Source organism: Streptomyces sp. NPDC001709 (genome assembly GCF_053596375.1).
The window spans coordinates 334,794-351,640 of sequence record NZ_JBSFGB010000007.1 but is presented as its reverse complement, the minus strand read 5'-3'; the positions used below and the strand labels follow the sequence as shown (position 1 = coordinate 351,640).

Genomic DNA, 16,847 nt, shown 5'->3' with positions numbered 1-16,847 from the left:
CCGGATTCGGACTTGTTCGGAGGACGTGACAACATGCGGTCATGTCCTCCGCACTGACCGATCTCTTCCCCCACCCGATCGTGCAGGCCCCCATGGCGGGCGGTGTCTCCGTCCCGCAGCTCGCCGCCGCCGTCTCCGAGGCCGGTGGTCTCGGGTTCCTCGCCGCCGGGTACAAGACCGCCGACGGCATGTACCAGGAGATCAAGCAGCTGCGGGGGCTCACGCGCCGCCCCTTCGGCGTGAATGTGTTCATGTCGCAGCCCGAGTATGCCGAGTCGGGCGCCGTCGAGGTCTACGCCCACCAGCTGGCCGGTGAGGCCGCCTGGTACGAGACCGAGCTGGGCGACCCGGACAGCGGCAGGGACGACGGTTACGACGCCAAGCTCGCCGTGCTCCTCGACAACCCGGTACCGGTGGTCTCCTTCCACTTCGGTGTGCCGAGCCGGGAGGTGCTCGACAAGCTGCGCCGGGCCGGCACCTTCACCCTGGTCACCGCCACCACCGCCGAGGAGGCCCGCGCGGTCGAGCAGGCCGGGGCGGACGCGGTGATCGCGCAGGGTGTGGAGGCCGGCGGTCACCAGGGGACCCATCGGGACCTCCCCGAGAACGACGGCTCCGGCATCGGGCTGCTGTCGCTGGTCGCGCAGGTCCGCGAGGCCGTGGGCATCCCGATCGTCGCCGCCGGCGGCATCATGCGCGGCAGCCAGATCGCCGCCGTCCTCGCGGCGGGCGCGAGCGCGGCCCAGCTGGGCACCGCGTTCCTCGCCACCGCCGAGTCCGGCGCCAACGCCCTGCACAAGCAGGCGCTGACCAACCCCCTGTTCGCCCGCACCGAGTTGACGCGCGCGTTCTCCGGGCGGCCGGCGCGCGGACTGGTCAACCGGTTCATGCGCGAGCACGGCCCGTACGCCCCCGCCGCCTACCCGGAGATCCACCACCTCACCGCACCGCTGCGCAAGGCCGCCGCCAAGGCCGGGGACGCGCAGGGCATGGCGCTGTGGGCGGGGCAGGGCCACCGGCTGGCCCGCGAGCTGCCCGCCGGGGAACTGGTGCGGGTGCTGGCGGCCGAACTCGACGCCGCCAGGACAGCGTTGTCGGCCAAGGGCGGCCCGCGATGACCGCGCCGGTGTTCGTCGTCGACTCGCTGGAGGGTGTGGGCCCCGGCTCGGTCGTCGACGTCGAGGGCCCCGAGGGGCGGCACGCGGTCTCCGTACGGCGGTTGCAGCCCGGCGAGCAGGTGGTGCTCACCGACGGCAAGGGGCGGGGGGCCGCCGGCGTCGTCGTCAGCGTCTCGGGCAAGGACCACATGGTCGTCGAGCCCTTCGAGTTCCCGGTGGAACCCGAGCCCAGCCCCCGGATCACCGTTGTCCAGGCCCTCCCCAAGGGCGACCGCGGCGAGCTGGCCGTGGAGACCATGACGGAGACCGGCGTCGACGCGATCGTGCCCTGGCAGGCCGCCCGGTGCATCACCCAGTGGAAGGGCGACCGGGGCCTGAAGGCGCTCGCCAAGTGGCGGGCCACCGCGCGGGAGGCCGGCAAGCAGTCCCGCCGGCTGCGCTTCCCGGAGGTCGCGGACGCGGCGAGCACCAAGCAGGTTGCCGCACTTCTCGCCAAGGCCGACTTCGCCGCCGTGCTGCACTCCGACTTCGAGCACGAGAGCCGGCCGCTGGCGACCGCCGAACTGCCCGCCGAGGGCGAGATCGTGCTGGTCGTCGGCCCCGAAGGAGGCGTCGCCCGGGACGAGTTGGCGCTCTTCGAGGAGGCGGGTGCGAAGGCGTATGTGCTCGGTCCTACCGTGTTGCGTACATCAACCGCCGGCACCGCCGCCGCGGCCCTGCTGCTGGGCCGCACCGGCCGCTGGTCCTGACAGCTGGGGGACACCGTGGAACTCGCCCAAGTCCGGCTCCTGGTCACCGACTTCGCCGCCTGCTACCGCTTCTACGCCGATGTCCTCGGCCTCAAGCCGCAGTCCGGCGCGACCGAGGGGCCGTACGAGAAGTTCAGCCCGCACGTCGGCTCCGCCGGGATCGCGCTGCAGGACCGGGCGATGATGGCCGAGATCCTCGACGAGCTGGGCGAGACCGCCACCGGTCACCGCTCCCTGGTCGTCCTGCGCGTCGACGACCTGGACGCGTACGTTGCGGGGATCGTCTCCCGGGGTGCGGTCCTGGTGCACGGCCCGGCCCCCATGACCGACCGGATGAGGGTCGCGCACCTCAAGGACCCTGAGGGCAATCTGGTCGAACTCCAGCAGTGGCTGCTGCTGCGCGGCTGACAGGCGCTCCGCCGGGGGGCGCGCGGACCGGCATCCCGAACGGGTGAGTGGCCGTAAGCGGCCTTCCCCGCTGCCCGTGCCGGTGGCACTCTGCCCTGCATGGGGGTTTTGAGAGGGAATCGGCGTGGGGCGCGGCTCTTGGCCGTCGCCGGGATGGTCGTCGTGGGCGGTGCGGCCGTGGTGGCGTGTCAGCCCAGTGATCTCGGCACCGCCTCCGTCGCCTACACCACCGACACCACCGCGAAGGCCAGGCTCGAACAGCAGCACGTGGACGTCAGCTGGCTCACCTGCACCGGCGACCACGGCGGCGGCAAGGTCGGTGGCACGCCCGCGCCGAGCGAGACCACCGTCGTCTCCGTCGACTGCCAGGGCGAGACCAAGGACGGGCGGAAGATCACCGTCACCGGGAAGGTGACCAAGGCTGTCGCCGGGGCCTGTGTGCGGGGGGACCTGACCGCCGAGGTCGGGGGCCGACGGGTGTTCCACGTCAGCGGGCTCGGCGACTGTGGTGCCACGACCGGGCCGACGTACAAGCCGCCCACCTACCGGCCCGGCGGGGGGCAGCCGACCGTGACCGTCACCGTCACCCGCACTCTCTGGTGCAAGGGCGACCCCACCTGCTGGCCCGTCCAGGGGAAGTGATCCGAACAGCGGGCGAGGTGCGCCCGTCGCTGCGTACAGTGACGGGGTGACTCAAGGTGCCGCGTATCTCCGATTTCCCCATGTACACGGCGATTTGGTGACTTTCGTCGCCGAGGACGACGTCTGGCTCGCGCCCCTCGACGGCGGCCGGGCCTGGCGGGTCAGCGCCGACAACATGCCCGTGACCCAGCCCCGGATATCCCCGGACGGACGGTTCCTCGCCTGGACCTCCACCCGCGACGGCGCGCCCGAGGTGCATGTCGCCCCCGTCGACGGCGGCCCCGCGGACCGTGTGACGTACTGGGGCAACCGGCGTACCGAGGTGCGCGGCTGGACCGTCGACGGGCGGGTGCTCGCGCTCGGCGCGCAGGGCCGGCCCAGCTTCCGGCACACCTGGGCGTACGCCGTCCCGCTGGACGGCGGGCCCGCCGAGACCCTGCCCTACGGCCCGGTCGGCGATGTGGCCTTCGGCCCGGCCACCGTGCTGCTGTCCGCGCCGATGGGCCGCGAGGCCGCCCACTGGAAGCGCTACCGGGGCGGCACGGCGGGCAAGCTGTGGATCGACCGCGAGGGGAGCGGGGAGTTCGTCCGGCTGCACGAGGATGTCGACGGGAACGTCGAGTGCCCGGTGTGGGCCGGGGACCGGATCGCCTTCCTCTGCGACCACGAGGGCACCGGGGCCCTGTACTCCTCCCTCGCCGACGGCTCCGACCTGCGCCGCCACACTCCCCTCGACGGCTTCTACGCCCGGCACGCCTCCGGAGACGGCACCCGGGTCGTCTACAGCTGTGCCGGTGAACTGTGGCTGCTGGACGACCTGGAGGGCGCCGAGCCGCGCCGGCTGGACGTGCGCCTGGGCGGGCCACGGGTCGATCTGCGGCCCGCTCCGGTCAACGCCGCCCGCTGGTTCGGCGAGGCGTCCCCCGACCACACCGCGCGCGGCAGCGCCGTCTGCGTGCGCGGCGGGATCCACTGGGTCACCCACCGCTCCGGGCCCGCCCGCGCCCTCGCCGCCACCCCCGGCGTGCGCGCCCGGATGCCGCGCGCCTTCCGCGCCGAGGGCGAGGAGTGGGTGGTGTGGGTGACGGACGCGGAGGGCGAGGACGCCCTGGAGTTCGCCCCGGCCACCGGCACGGTGCCCGGCGCCACCCCGCGCCGGCTCGCCGCCGGACAGCTGGGCCGGGTGCTGGAGCTGGCCATGGCCCCCGACGGCAGCCGGGCCGCCGTCGCCGCGCACGACGGGCGCCTGCTCCTCGTCGAGCGGGAGACCGGCGAGGTCCGCGAGGTCGACCGCGGCGACGACGGCGAGGTCTCCGGCCTCGCCTTCTCACCCGACTCCGCCTGGCTCGCCTGGGCCCACCCCGGCCCCCGCCCGCTCTCCCAACTCCGCATCGCCCACACCACCGACCTCTCGGTCACCGAGGCGACCCCCCTCCGGTTCCAGGACTACGCCCCCGCCTTCACCCTCGACGGCAAACACCTCGCCTTCCTCTCCAACCGCGCCTTCGACCCGGTCTACGACGAGCACGTCTTCGACCTCGCCTTCGTGGTCGGCGCCCGCCCGCACCTGATCACCCTGGCCGCCACCACCCCCTCGCCCTTCGGCCCGCAACGCCACGGCCGCCCCTTCGAGAACCCGGACAAGGACGAGACCCCGGACGGCGAGGGCACCCCGGCCACCCGCATCGACCTCGAAGGCCTCGCCGACCGGATCGTGCCGTTCCCGGTCGAGGCCGGCCGCTACTCCACCCTCCGCGCCGCCAAGGACGGCGTGCTCTGGCTGCGCCACCCCGTGCACGGCGTCCTCGGCGCCACCCGCGCCCACCCCGAGGACCCCGCCCCGCACACCGAGCTGGAGCGCTACGACCTCGCCCAGCGCCGCCTGGAGCACCTGTCCTCCGACGCCGACCACTTCGAGGTCAGCGGCGACGGCAAACGCGTGCTGCTGTGGACCGACGACCGGCTCCGGGTCGTCCCCAGCGACCGCCGTACCGGCACCGACGACGACGGCGACACCAGCGTCTCCGTCGACCTCGCCCGCATCCGGCAGACCCTCGACCCGGCCGCCGAGTGGCGGCAGATGTACGACGAGACCGGCCGCCTCATGCGCGACCACTTCTGGCGCCCCGACCTGGGCGGCGCCGACTGGACCGGCATCCTCGCCCGCTACCGCCCCCTCCTCGCCCGCCTGGCCACCCACAGCGACCTGACCGACCTCCTGTGGGAGGTGCACGGCGAACTCGGCACCTCGCACGCCTACGTCATCCCCGCCGGCGGTTCCGGCGGCGGCCCCCGGCACGGTCTGCTCGGCGCCGACATCTCCCGCCATCCGGACGGCAGTTGGCGCATCGACCGCATCCTGCCCTCGGAGACCTCCGACCCCGACGCCCGCTCCCCGCTCGCCGCACCCGGCGTCGCCGTCCGCCCCGGCGACGCGATCATCGCCGTCGCCGGCCACAGCGTGGACCCGGTGACGGGCCCGGGCCCGTTGCTCGTGGGCACGGCGGGCCACCCGGTGGAGCTGACCATCTCCCCCGCGGGCGGGGGCGAACCCCGCCACACGGTCGTCATCCCCATCGCCGACGAAGAGCCCCTGCGCTACCACGCCTGGGTCGCCGACCGCCGCGCCCACGTCCACGCGGCCTCCGACGGCCGCCTGGGCTACCTCCACGTCCCCGACATGCAGGCCCCCGGCTGGGCACAGATCCACCGGGACCTGCGGGTCGAGGTGGCCCGCGAGGGACTCGTGGTCGACGTGCGCGAGAACCGTGGCGGCCACACCTCCCAGCTGGTCGTCGAGAAACTGGCCCGCCGCATCATCGGCTGGGACCTCCCCCGCGGCATGCGTCCCACCAGCTACCCCCTCGACGCCCCGCGCGGCCCGGTCGTCGCCGTCGCCAACGAGTTCTCCGGCTCCGACGGCGACATCGTCAACGCGGCGATCAAGGCCCTCGGCATCGGCCCCGTCGTCGGCACCCGCACCTGGGGCGGCGTCATCGGCATCGACAGCCGCTACCACCTGGTCGACGGGACCCTGGTCACCCAGCCGAAGTACGCGATGTGGCTGGAGGGTGTCGGCTGGGACGTCGAGAACCATGGGGTGGACCCGGACGTGGAGGTCGTACAGCGGCCCCAGGACTGGGCGGCGGGCCGGGACACCCAGCTGGACGAGGCCATCAGGATCGCACTAGAGGCACTCGAGGAACGGCCCGCGAAAACTCCGCCGGGAATGCCGACCTGATACGACTACGATGCCCCGGTATTGATCACCAGCGTGAGGAGGCACACGCATGGCAGGCGAACCGCAGGACGACTGCCTGTTCTGCAAGATCGTCGCGGGACACATCCCGGCGACGATCGTCCGCGAAACAGACACCACCGTCGCCTTCAGGGACATAAACCCCCAGGCCCCGACCCACGTCCTGGTGATCCCCAAGGCCCACTACAAGAACGCCGCCGAGCTCGCCGCCGGCGCCCCGCAGCTCGCCGCCGACGTCCTCGCCGAAACGCAGACCGTGGCGGACGAGGAGGAGCTCGACAGCTACCGCATCGTCTTCAACACGGGCAGCGGCGCGGGCCAGACCGTCTGGCACGCCCACGCCCACGTGCTCGGCGGCCGCGGCCTGCAGTGGCCCCCCGGCTAAGACGCCATGTCCGTACGTGAATTGGTGGTCCTCGGCACCGCCAGCCAGGTCCCCACCCGGCACCGCAACCACAACGGCTACCTGCTGAGGTGGGACGGCGAGGGCATCCTGTTCGACCCCGGCGAGGGCACCCAGCGGCAGATGGTGCGCGCCGGGGTCGCCGCCCACGACGTGAACCGGCTCTGCGTCACGCACTTCCACGGCGACCACTGCCTCGGCCTCGCCGGCGTCATCCAGCGGATCAACCTCGACCAGGTGCCGCACCAGGTCACCGCGCACTACCCGCGCTCCGGGCAGCGCTTCTTCGACCGTCTGCGCTACGCCACCGCCTACCGGGAGACCGTCGGCGTCACCGAGGCGCCGGTCGCCGCCGACGGCATCCTCGCGGTGACCCCGGCGTACACCCTGGAGGCCCGCAGGCTGTCGCACCCGGTCGACTCCTACGGCTACCGCCTGATCGAACCCGACGGCCGCCGTATGCTGCCCGACCGGCTCGCCGCGCACGGGGTCAAGGGCCCGGACGTCGGCCGGCTGCAGCGCGAGGGACGGCTCGGGGACGTCACGCTGGAGGACGTCAGCGAGGTGCGGCGCGGGCAGCGGTTCGCGTTCGTCATGGACACCCGGCTCTGCGACGGCGTCCACGCGCTCGCCGAGGGCTGCGACCTGCTGGTCATCGAGTCGACCTTCCTGGACGAGGACATCGAACTCGCCCTGGAACACGGTCACTTGACCGCCGGGCAGGCCGCCGCCGTCGCCCGGGACGCGGGCGTGCGGCACCTCGTCCTCACCCACTTCAGCCAGCGCTACTCGCAGCCGGAGGAGTTCGAGCGGCAGGCGCGGGCGGCCGGCTTCGAGGGCGAGCTGACCGTGGCCCACGATCTGCAGCGGGTGCCGGTTCCGAAACGGCGATAAAACCCCCGTACGATGCCTTGATGCCCCTCCCGAAAGCAGAACTGCACCTCCACATCGAAGGCACCCTGGAGCCGGAGCTGGCGTTCGAGCTGGCCGCCCGCAACGGCGTCACCCTCCCGTACGCGGACACGGACGCCCTCCGCGAGGCCTACCGGTTCAAGGACCTCCAGTCCTTCCTGAACCTGTACTACGAGCTGATGGCCGTCCTGCGCACCGAGCAGGACTTCGCCGACCTGGCGAACGCCTATCTGGCCCGCGCCGCCGCGCAGGGCGTCCGGCACGCGGAGATCTTCTTCGACCCGCAGGCCCACATCGCGCGGGGCCTGAGCCTGGGCACGGTCGTCGAGGGGCTGTGGCGGGCGCTCGGCGACAGCGAGCGCAACCACGGCATCTCCACCAGGCTGATCCTCTGCTTCCTGCGCGACGAGTCCGCCGACTCGGCGCTGGAGACGCTGCGGGCCGCGACGCCGTACCTGGACCGGATCACCGGCATCGGCCTGGACTCCGCCGAGGTCGGGCATCCGCCGGTGAAGTTCCGGGAGGTGTACGACGCCGCGGCGAAGCTGGGGCTGCGCCGCGTCGCGCACGCCGGTGAGGAGGGGCCGCCGGCGTACATCACCGAGGCCCTGGACGTGCTCGGCGTCGAGCGCGTCGACCACGGACTGCGCTGCATGGAGGACCCGGCGCTGGTCGAGCGGCTGGTCCGGGAGCGGATCCCGCTCACCCTGTGCCCGCTGTCCAACGTCCGTCTGCGCACCGTCGACACGCTGGCCGACCACCCGCTGCCGGCCATGCTCGACGCCGGCCTGCTGTGCACGGTCAACTCCGACGACCCGGCGTACTTCGGCGGGTACGCCGACGACAACTTCGCGGCCGTGCACCGGACCCTGGGCCTGTCCGAGGACCGGCTGCGCGAGCTGGCCCGCAACTCCTTCCTCGCCTCCTTCCTGGAGGACGACGAGGAGCGGCGGGCCCGTTACCTGGCCGAGGTCGACGCGTACGAGTTCGGGGACGCGGTCTCGTAGGCACTCCGGGCGGCCACGGCGGGCGTCTCCACCGGGAGTTCCACGACCGGCAGGGGACGCCTGCCCGTCCGCAGTGCCACCGCCGTCATCGGTACGGCGATCAGCAGCAGGCCGGCGGCCAGCATCCGTCCCATCACCGGGAAGCCCGCCCCCGCCGCCAGCACACTCCCCGCGAGCGGTCCCGCCGCCGTCCCCAGCGAGGACGCCGAGCCGACCAGGACCGCCCAGCGGCCACGCGGGTCGAGGGAGGCGGCGAGGCCGATGACGTACGACAGGACGACCGGGTACAGCAGGTTCCAGGAGATCTCGCCCGCCGCGAAGGCCGTGAGGTCGGTCGCGGACGCGCTGAGCGCGATGCAGCCCGCGATCAGGGCCGTACCGGCGCCTATGGGCATCGCCCGGCCCAGCCGGGGGCCGAGCGCGCCGGCGCCGACGACTCCGACGAGCCCGGCGCCGAGCGCGACCGCGAACACCGCGCCGACGGTGACCTCGGTGAGGTGGGCCTGGGCGAGTCCGATCCGGCCGCTGACGCCCCAGAGGGAGTTCTGCGCGAGGGACCAGCAGGTCATGGCGGCGGCGAGCAGCAGTCCGGCGCGTGGGTGGGGGAGCCGGCCGTAGGCGACGGCCGTGCGGGCCGGGGCGGCAGGACCGGGCAGGCGGCCGGTGAGCGGCCAGACGGCGAGCGCCGTGAGCGCGATGGCGGCCGGCGGCAGGCCGTGGCCGGGGCCGAGGTGGGGGAGCGTCAGGTAGAGGGCGCCGGCCACGGCGGAGACGCCGAGCAGGCCCAAGGTGGTGACCCGGTGCGGATCCCGCTGCGCGGCGATCCCGCTCGCGGCGACCGCCGTGACCGTGCCGGACCCGAATCCGCCGGTGACCGCGCCCGCGACGACGGCCGGTACGAACCCGGTGAGGGCGGCGCCGCCGTAGCCGAGGACGGCGAGCGCGAGGCCGAGCCGGGCGAGGGTGCGGGGGCCGATGCGGTCGACCCGCGAGGCCAGCAGGAAGCCCGCCGCCGCCGAACTCAGCAGCAGCGCACTGCCGATGGCCCCGGCCTGCGTGGCGGTGAGCGGGAGTCCGGAGGCGAGCCGGCCGACGGTGGTCGGCAGCAGATACGGCGCTAGGTACCCGGCCGTGAAAAGGGCGACGAGGGGCCAGGGCAGGGGGCGGGGGGCGGACACGGGCGTTCCCAGGGCATGCGAAAGGAAGGGCTCAGAAAGGGGGAGGGGGCGACGACCGTCGATGGACAGGAACGCGCGAGCAAGTTGTATCAAGCGCCTCGTTCCGGAAGAAGTTCGGGTGGTGCGATCTGCATCACTCTTCGGTTTGCCGACTGCGGGTCCGGGTAAAAAGAGCTACGTTGCGTTCTCATATGTAGACGGCATTCATAAGGAAGACCAAGGGGAGATGGTTCAGGTGGGCGGCGATCCGAGTCCCGAGGGCGTGGCGCGGCGACTGCGGGAGGGGATGGCGCGCGGGGTGCTGTCCTTCCCGCTCACCGCGTTCCACGACGACGGCTCCCTCGATCCCGACGGCTTCCGCGCCCATGTCACCGGCCGGCTCGCCGCCGGGCCCGGTGCCGTCTTCCCGGCCTGCGGCACCGGGGAGTTCTTCTCGCTGGACGAGGAGGAGTACCGGACCGTCGTCGCCCTCACCGTTGCCGAGGCGGGCGGACGGGTGCCGGTCGTGGCTGGGACCGGGTACGGCTGGGCGCAGGCCGCCCGGTTCGCGCGGATCGCCGAGGAGGCCGGCGCCGACGCCCTGCTCGTGCTCCCGCACTACCTGGTCGACGCCCCGCAGGAGGGCCTCGCCGCCCAGCTGGAGCGGCTCGCCGAGCGCACCCGGCTGCCGCTCGTCGTCTATCAGCGCGGCCAGGTCGCCTATAGCGTGGAGACATTGCGGCGCATCACGCGCATTCCGCACGTCATCGGCCTCAAGGACGGCCACAGTGACCTCGACCGGCTGCAGCGCCTCACCCTCGCCGCCCCCGACGGCTTCCTCTTCTTCAACGGCGCCGCCACCGCCGAGATCCAGGCCCGCGCCTACGCCGCCGTCGGCGTCCCCGCCTACTCCTCCGCCGTGCACGCCTTCGCCCCCGAGATCGCCGGCGCTTTCTTCACCGCGCTGCGGGACGGGGAGGAGGGCACGGCCGACAAGCTGTTGCGTGACTTCTACGCCCCGTTCGTCGAACTCCGCGACCGCGCGCCCGGATACGCCGTGTCCCTGGTGAAGGCGGCGGCCCGGCTGCGCGGGCAGCGCGTCGGACCCGTGCGCGCCCCGCTCACCGACCCGGCGCCCGCCGACCTCGCCGACCTCAAGGCCCTGCTCACCGCCGGACTCGACCTCGTAGGAGCCGCCCTGTGACCCGTGACCTGACCATCGCCGAGGTACGGCTGACGCCGATCCTGGTCGCCGACGCGCCGCTGCTCAACACCCAGGGCGTGCACCAGCCGTACACCCCCCGGCTGATCGTGGAGGTAGTCACCGCCGACGGGGTCACCGGGCTCGGCGAGACCTACGGCGACACCAAGTACCTGGAACTGGCCCGCCCGCTGGCCGAACGGCTCACCGGACGCTCGGTCATGGATGTGAACGGCCTGTTCGCGATCGACCTCGGCGTCGACGAGTCAAGGGTCGAGGGACAGGTCGACGCCGGCGGGCTGCGCGGCGTGCAGAGCGCCGACAAGCTACGGCTGTCGGTGCTGTCCGCCTTCGAGGTCGCCTGCCTCGACGCCCAGGGCAAGGCACTCGGGCTGCCCGTGCACGCGCTGCTCGGCGGCAAGGTGCGGGACGCCGTGGAGTACAGCGCCTACCTGTTCTACAAGTGGGCCGCTCACCCGGCGGGCGTCCCGGCCGAGCCCGACGAGTGGGGTGCCGCCCTCGATCCGGCCGCAGTGGTGGCACAGGCGCGGCTGTTCAAGGAGCGGTACGGCTTCACGTCGTTCAAGCTCAAGGGCGGTGTCTTCCCGCCCGACGAGGAGATCGCGGCGGTACGGGCCCTCGCCGGGGCCTTCCCCGGGCACCCGCTGCGCCTCGACCCCAACGGCGCCTGGTCGGTCGAGACCTCGCTGAAGGTGGCGAAGGAACTCGGGGACGTCCTGGAGTACCTGGAGGACCCGACGCTGGGTACGGCGGCCATGGCCGAGGTGTCGGCGGGAACGGAGGTACCGCTGGCCACCAACATGTGCGTGACCACCTTCGGCGAGATAAAGGAGGCGTTCACGCGGGATGCCGTGCAGGTCGTGCTCTGCGACCACCACTACTGGGGCGGGCTGCGCAACACCCGCGAACTCGCCGCGATCTGCGCCGCGTTCGGGGTCGGGGTGTCGATGCACTCCAACACGCATCTGGGGATCAGTCTCGCCGCGATGACCCAGGTCGCGGCCACCGTCCCCGGGCTTCACCACGCGTGCGACTCCCACTATCCCTGGCAGTCCGAGGACGTCCTCACCGAGCGGCTCGCCTTCCGCGGCGGGCAGGTCCTGGTGTCCGACGCCCCCGGCCTCGGTGTCGAGCTCGACCGGGACGAACTGGCCCGGCTGCACCGGCGGTGGGCCGAGGACGACGGCTCGCTGCGGGACCGCGATGACGCGGCGGCGATGCGGGCGGGCGAACCGGGCTGGCGGCAACCGGTGATGCCCCGCTGGTAACCCCGGGGCACGGCGCGCAATGTGGTGCACACTGGCCAGACCCGCACCACGCCAGGGAGCGCACCGTGACCCCGTCGCACGCGATCACCGGAGAGGAACCGGAACACCTCACCAAGGCCGCACGCTGTCAGTCCCAGGTCGACCCGCTCGCCGGGCTGCGCGCGCCCGGCGACCCGCCCTGGGACGTCTACCTGACGGGCACGGTCTTCCTCGACATCATCTTCACCGGCCTGGACTCGGCGCCCGTGCGCGGCACCGAGTCCTGGGCCCGGGGCATGGGCTCCAGCCCCGGCGGGGTCGCCAACATGGCCACGGCCCTGGCCCGGCTCGGTCTGCGGACGTCCCTCGCGGCGGCCTTCGGGGACGACCACTACGGCGAGTACTGCTGGGACGCGCTCGAACAGGGTGAGGGCATCGATCTGTCGGCGTCACGGACCGTGCCCGGCTGGCACTCGCCGGTGACGGTGTCCATGGCGTACGAGGGCGAGCGGACCATGGTGTCCCACGGGCACGAGCCGCCACCCGAGGAGCCGGCCCCGGAATGCCCGCCACGCGCGCGTGCGGCCGTGGCCTCGCTGACGCCGGGTACGCGCGCGTCGTGGATCGCCGAGGCCGCGCGGGAGGGGACCAGGATCTTCGCCGACGTCGGCTGGGACGACACCGGGGCGTGGGATCTCGCCGGGCTCGCCGACCTGGAGCACTGTGAGGCGTTCTTGCCCAACGCGGAGGAGGCGAAGCGGTACACGGGGGCCGACTGTCCGCGGGTGGCCGCGCATGCGTTGACCGAGTACGTGCCGGTGGCTGTGGTGACCCTGGGGTCGGACGGGGCGTATGCGGTGGACCGGCGGACCGGGGAGGCCGCGGAGGTGCCGGCCATCGCCGTGGAGGCGCTGGATCCGACGGGGGCGGGGGATGTGTTCGTCGCCGGGTTTGTGACGGGGTCCCTGGCGGGGTGGCCGCTGGCCGACCGGCTGGCCTTTGCCGGGCTCACGGCGGCGCTGTCGGTGCAGGAGTTCGGGGGGTCTTTGTCGGCGCCGGGGTGGTCGGAGATCGGGGCTTGGTGGCGGCGGGTGCAGGCCCTTCCAGGGCAGGATCCGGCGGCGCTGGAGAGGTACGCGTTTCTCGAGGGGCTGGTGGCCGCGGAGCTGGATCGGCCCTGGCCGTTGCGGCGTGCGGTGCCGACGATCGGCTTCCGCCGGTCCAGCTGACGTCCCAGGGGGCTCCGCCCCCTGGACCCCCGCTCGCCCACCACACCCACCCGACTCGGTCGGCCGAGAGGTGACCCCCGGGAGTTTCGGCTCGGTCGGCTGAGAGGGCCCCCGGGGGCGGGGGAGGTGGGTGTGGAAAAGGCCTACAGGCTTGTCAGTGCACCGTCGTACCCTTGAATCGCGAGGCCGCCCTCAGCTATGCGGCCGTGATGAGGAGGAAGCGCAGGCCTTCAGAGCCGGCCCATGACACAGACACCCACAGCTCACACCACACCCGCGCGAGAGCAGGCGAGAGCGCAGTTCACCGTCCCCGCCCAGCACCCCATGGTGACCGTGCTGGGTTCCGGCGACTCCCTCCTGCGTGTGATCGAGAGGGCCTTCCCGGGGGCCGACATCCACGTCCGGGGCAACGAGATCAGCGCGGTCGGCGACCCGAGAGACGTCGCCCTGATTTCGCGCGTGTTCGACGAGATGATGCTGGTGCTCCGCACCGGGCAGCCGATGACGGAGGACGCAGTGGAACGCTCGATCGCCATGCTCAAGGCCAGCGAGAACGGGACGAGCGACGGGCCGGAGACCCCGGCGCAGGTGCTGACGCAGAACATCCTGTCCTCGCGGGGCCGGACCATCCGCCCCAAGACCCTCAACCAGAAGCGGTACGTCGACGCGATCGACAAGCACACCATCGTGTTCGGCATAGGACCCGCCGGTACCGGCAAGACCTATCTGGCCATGGCCAAGGCCGTGCAGGCCCTGCAGTCCAAGCAGGTCAACCGGATCATCCTCACCCGGCCGGCGGTGGAGGCGGGGGAGCGGCTCGGATTCCTGCCGGGCACGCTCTACGAGAAGATCGACCCCTACCTGCGCCCGCTGTACGACGCCCTGCACGACATGCTCGACCCGGATTCCATCCCGCGGCTGATGGCGGCGGGGACGATCGAGGTCGCGCCGCTCGCGTACATGCGGGGACGGACCCTCAACGACGCCTTCATCATCCTGGACGAGGCCCAGAACACGAGCCCCGAGCAGATGAAGATGTTCCTCACCCGCCTCGGCTTCGACTCGAAGATCGTGATCACGGGTGACGTGACGCAGGTCGACCTGCCGGGCGGCACCAAGAGCGGTCTGCGGCAGGTCCAGGAGATCCTCGAAGGGGTCGAGGACGTCCACTTCTCCCGGCTGTCGTCCCACGATGTCGTACGGCACAAGCTGGTGGGCCGTATCGTCGATGCGTACGAGCTATACGACAGCAAGTACGGCACCGAGAACGGCACCCACAAGGGCGGCCGTGGCAAGACCGGCGCCAAGGGTTCCAAGGGGAAGTAGACCAGCACGGCCATGTCGATCGACGTCAACAACGAGTCCGGCACCGAGGTAGACGAGCAGGCGGTCCTCGACATCGCCCGCTACGCGCTCGCGCGGATGCGCATCCACCCGCTCTCCGAGCTCTCGGTGATCGTCGTCGACGCCGACGCCATGGAGCAGCTCCATATCCAGTGGATGGACCTGCCCGGGCCCACCGATGTCATGTCGTTCCCGATGGATGAGCTGCGGCCGCCGTCCAAGGACGACGACGAGCCGCCGCAGGGCCTGCTCGGCGACATCGTGCTGTGCCCGGAGGTCGCCGCCAAGCAGGGGGCCGAGGCCCCGACCCAGCACTCCATGGACGAGGAGCTTCAGCTGCTCACCGTCCATGGGGTGCTGCACCTGCTGGGATACGACCACGAGGAGCCCGACGAGAAGGCCGAGATGTTCGGGCTGCAGGCCGCCATCGTCGACGGGTGGCGGGCCGAGCGCGGGATGACCGGGCCGTCCCCGGCGCCCACCGTCTCGTAAGCGGGCCCGGATGTCTCCGCAGATCGTGGTCGGCGCGATCGCGCTGGTCGTCGTCGCGTGGCTCGCCGCCTGCGCGGAGGCGGGCCTCGCCCGGGTCTCCAGCTTCCGCGCCGAGGAGGCCGTCAAGTCCGGCCGGCGCGGCAGCGCCAAGCTCGCGCAGATCGCCGCCGACCCCACCCGCTATCTGAACGTGGCCCTGCTGGTCCGCGTGGCCTGCGAGATGGCGGCCGCCGCCCTGGTGACGTACGCCTGCCTGGAGGAGTTCACCGCCACCTGGCAGGCCCTGCTCGTCGCCATCGGGGTCATGGTCCTGGTGTCGTACGTGGCGGTGGGGGTGTCCCCGCGCACCATCGGCCGGCAGCACCCGCTGAACACCGCGACCGCGGCGGCGTACGTACTGCTGCCGCTCGCCCGGATCATGGGGCCGATCCCGTCGCTGCTGATCCTCATCGGCAACGCGCTCACCCCCGGCAAGGGCTTCCGGCGCGGCCCGTTCGCCTCCGAGGCCGAGCTGCGTGCGCTGGTCGACCTCGCGGAGCAGGAGTCGCTGATCGAGGACGAGGAGCGCCGCATGGTGCACTCGGTCTTCGAGCTGGGCGACACGCTCGTCCGCGAGGTCATGGTGCCGCGCACCGACCTGGTCACCATCGAGCGCTTCAAGACCATCCGCCAGGCCCTCACCCTCGCTCTGCGCTCCGGGTTCTCCCGGATCCCGGTCACCGGTGAGAGCGAGGACGACATCGTCGGGATCGTGTATCTGAAGGACCTGGTCCGCAAGACACACATCAGCCGGGACGCCGAGAGCGACCTGGTCTCGACCGCCATGCGGCCCGCCGTCTTCGTGCCCGACACCAAGAACGCCGGTGACCTGCTGCGCGAGATGCAGAAGGAACGCAACCACGTCGCCGTCGTCATCGACGAGTACGGCGGCACCGCCGGCATCGTCACCATCGAGGACATCCTGGAGGAGATCGTCGGCGAGATCACCGACGAGTACGACCGGGAACTCCCGCCCGTCGAGGACCTCGGCGACGACCGCTTCCGGGTCACCGCCCGCCTGGACATCACCGACCTCGGCGAACTGTACGGGCTGGAGGAGTACGACGACGAGGACGTGGAGACCGTCGGCGGACTGCTCGCCAAGGCCCTCGGCCGCGTCCCCATCGCGGGCGCGTCCGCCGAGGTCGAACTCCCCGACGAGCGGCGGCTGAAGCTCACGGCGGAGGCCGCCTCCGGCCGCCGCAACAAGATCGTCACTGTCCTGGTGGAACCCGCCGAGGAGGCGAAACCCGAGTGACCCCCGCGGAGCTGCGCGCCCTGTGCCTGTCCTTCAACGCGGCCGAGGAGGACTTCCCGTTCAACCCGGAGACCTCGGTCTTCAAGGTGCTGGGCAAGATGTTCGCCCTGACGAACCTGGGCGCGCGGCCCCTGACGATCAACCTCAAGTGCGACCCGGAGGACGCGGTCCGGCTGCGCGGCGAGCACGAGGGACTGATCATCCCCGGCTACCACATGAACAAGCGGCACTGGAACACCGTGACGGTGGACGGCGGCCTCCCCGCCCGCCTCGTGAAAGAGCTGGTCGAGGACTCGTACGACCTCGTCGTCGCGGGCCTGCCGAGAGCGGAGCGGCTGCGGCTGGACCGGCCGTAATTCCG

Annotated in this window: 16 protein-coding genes; 15 read left to right on the top strand and 1 reads right to left on the bottom strand. The window is 72.4% G+C overall.

Features of this window, described 5'->3' with window-relative positions; genetic code table 11:
- Positions 1-41: 41 nt before the first annotated feature.
- From ACWC0C_RS14215 to ACWC0C_RS14180, 8 genes are all read left to right on the top strand, one after another.
- Positions 42-1,118, top strand: coding sequence for a nitronate monooxygenase (locus tag ACWC0C_RS14215; protein WP_450864044.1), 1,077 nt, complete (start codon positions 42-44; stop codon positions 1,116-1,118).
- On the top strand, positions 1,115-1,867 hold the full coding sequence (locus ACWC0C_RS14210; protein ID WP_449200797.1) for a 16S rRNA (uracil(1498)-N(3))-methyltransferase: 753 nt from the start codon (positions 1,115-1,117) through the stop codon (positions 1,865-1,867). Before ACWC0C_RS14215 ends, ACWC0C_RS14210 begins: the two co-directional genes overlap by 4 nt.
- Before the next feature lie 15 nt (positions 1,868-1,882).
- Complete coding sequence (locus tag ACWC0C_RS14205) at positions 1,883-2,275, top strand: VOC family protein (RefSeq protein ID WP_449200798.1); 393 nt, start codon at positions 1,883-1,885, stop codon at positions 2,273-2,275.
- 99 nt (positions 2,276-2,374) lie between these two features.
- A complete protein-coding gene (locus ACWC0C_RS14200) occupies positions 2,375-2,917 on the top strand; it encodes a hypothetical protein (protein ID WP_450864042.1) in 543 nt (180 codons plus the stop codon).
- 97 nt (positions 2,918-3,014) lie between these two features.
- Positions 3,015-6,158, top strand: coding sequence for a S41 family peptidase (locus ACWC0C_RS14195; protein WP_450864041.1), 3,144 nt, complete (start codon positions 3,015-3,017; stop codon positions 6,156-6,158).
- Positions 6,159-6,207: 49 nt separating this feature from the next.
- Positions 6,208-6,561, top strand: coding sequence for a histidine triad nucleotide-binding protein (locus tag ACWC0C_RS14190; RefSeq protein WP_449200801.1), 354 nt, complete (start codon positions 6,208-6,210; stop codon positions 6,559-6,561).
- A gap of 6 nt (positions 6,562-6,567) precedes the next feature.
- A complete protein-coding gene (locus ACWC0C_RS14185; RefSeq protein ID WP_450864040.1) occupies positions 6,568-7,473 on the top strand; it encodes a ribonuclease Z in 906 nt (301 codons plus the stop codon).
- A 20-nt stretch (positions 7,474-7,493) separates the two neighbouring features.
- Positions 7,494-8,498 carry an adenosine deaminase gene (locus ACWC0C_RS14180; protein WP_450864038.1) on the top strand — a complete coding sequence of 335 codons (1,005 nt, stop codon included), beginning with the start codon at positions 7,494-7,496 and terminating at the stop codon, positions 8,496-8,498.
- Here ACWC0C_RS14180 and ACWC0C_RS14175 read toward each other — a convergent pair.
- Positions 8,450-9,676, bottom strand: coding sequence for an MFS transporter (locus tag ACWC0C_RS14175; RefSeq protein WP_450864037.1), 1,227 nt, complete (start codon positions 9,674-9,676; stop codon positions 8,450-8,452). The genes ACWC0C_RS14180 and ACWC0C_RS14175 overlap by 49 nt on opposite strands.
- 226 nt (positions 9,677-9,902) lie before the next feature.
- Between ACWC0C_RS14175 and ACWC0C_RS14170 the strand changes: the two genes are divergently transcribed.
- The 7 genes from ACWC0C_RS14170 (at position 9,903) to ACWC0C_RS14140 (ending at position 16,842) form a co-directional block, all read left to right on the top strand.
- On the top strand, positions 9,903-10,859 hold the full coding sequence (locus ACWC0C_RS14170; protein ID WP_449200805.1) for a 5-dehydro-4-deoxyglucarate dehydratase: 957 nt from the start codon (positions 9,903-9,905) through the stop codon (positions 10,857-10,859).
- Positions 10,856-12,145: a glucarate dehydratase family protein gene (locus ACWC0C_RS14165; RefSeq protein WP_450864035.1), complete on the top strand. Its 1,290-nt coding sequence runs from the start codon at positions 10,856-10,858 to the stop codon at positions 12,143-12,145. The genes ACWC0C_RS14170 and ACWC0C_RS14165 overlap by 4 nt, the downstream gene beginning before the upstream one ends.
- A 65-nt stretch (positions 12,146-12,210) precedes the next feature.
- Positions 12,211-13,353, top strand: a complete 1,143-nt coding sequence (locus ACWC0C_RS14160; protein WP_449200807.1) for a carbohydrate kinase family protein — start codon at positions 12,211-12,213, stop codon at positions 13,351-13,353.
- A 243-nt stretch (positions 13,354-13,596) separates the two neighbouring features.
- Positions 13,597-14,679, top strand: a complete 1,083-nt coding sequence (locus ACWC0C_RS14155; RefSeq protein WP_450864033.1) for a PhoH family protein — start codon at positions 13,597-13,599, stop codon at positions 14,677-14,679.
- A 12-nt stretch (positions 14,680-14,691) separates the two neighbouring features.
- Positions 14,692-15,189: an rRNA maturation RNase YbeY gene (ybeY, locus tag ACWC0C_RS14150; protein WP_449200809.1), complete on the top strand. Its 498-nt coding sequence runs from the start codon at positions 14,692-14,694 to the stop codon at positions 15,187-15,189.
- Between the two features lie 10 nt (positions 15,190-15,199).
- A complete protein-coding gene (locus ACWC0C_RS14145) occupies positions 15,200-16,486 on the top strand; it encodes a hemolysin family protein (RefSeq protein WP_449200810.1) in 1,287 nt (428 codons plus the stop codon).
- Entirely contained in the window at positions 16,483-16,842 is a 360-nt protein-coding gene (locus ACWC0C_RS14140; RefSeq protein ID WP_449200811.1) for an MmcQ/YjbR family DNA-binding protein, read from the top strand. The genes ACWC0C_RS14145 and ACWC0C_RS14140 overlap by 4 nt, the downstream gene beginning before the upstream one ends.
- Positions 16,843-16,847: the final 5 nt, after the last annotated feature.

Bases quoted from the DNA above. Each gene is read 5' to 3' on its own strand.
- ACWC0C_RS14185 (WP_450864040.1), top strand. From the start codon at position 6,568: ATGTCCGTACGTGAATTGGTGGTCCTCGGCACCGCCAGCCAGGTCCCC.
- ACWC0C_RS14180 (WP_450864038.1), top strand. From the start codon at position 7,494: ATGCCCCTCCCGAAAGCAGAACTGCACCTCCACATCGAAGGCACCCTG.
- ACWC0C_RS14170 (WP_449200805.1), top strand. From the start codon at position 9,903: ATGGTTCAGGTGGGCGGCGATCCGAGTCCCGAGGGCGTGGCGCGGCGA.
- ybeY (WP_449200809.1), top strand. From the start codon at position 14,692: ATGTCGATCGACGTCAACAACGAGTCCGGCACCGAGGTAGACGAGCAG.
- ACWC0C_RS14190 (WP_449200801.1), top strand. From the start codon at position 6,208: ATGGCAGGCGAACCGCAGGACGACTGCCTGTTCTGCAAGATCGTCGCG.
- ACWC0C_RS14215 (WP_450864044.1), top strand. From the start codon at position 42: ATGTCCTCCGCACTGACCGATCTCTTCCCCCACCCGATCGTGCAGGCC.
- ACWC0C_RS14145 (WP_449200810.1), top strand. From the start codon at position 15,200: ATGTCTCCGCAGATCGTGGTCGGCGCGATCGCGCTGGTCGTCGTCGCG.
- ACWC0C_RS14210 (WP_449200797.1), top strand. From the start codon at position 1,115: ATGACCGCGCCGGTGTTCGTCGTCGACTCGCTGGAGGGTGTGGGCCCC.
- ACWC0C_RS14200 (WP_450864042.1), top strand. From the start codon at position 2,375: ATGGGGGTTTTGAGAGGGAATCGGCGTGGGGCGCGGCTCTTGGCCGTC.
- ACWC0C_RS14155 (WP_450864033.1), top strand. From the start codon at position 13,597: ATGACACAGACACCCACAGCTCACACCACACCCGCGCGAGAGCAGGCG.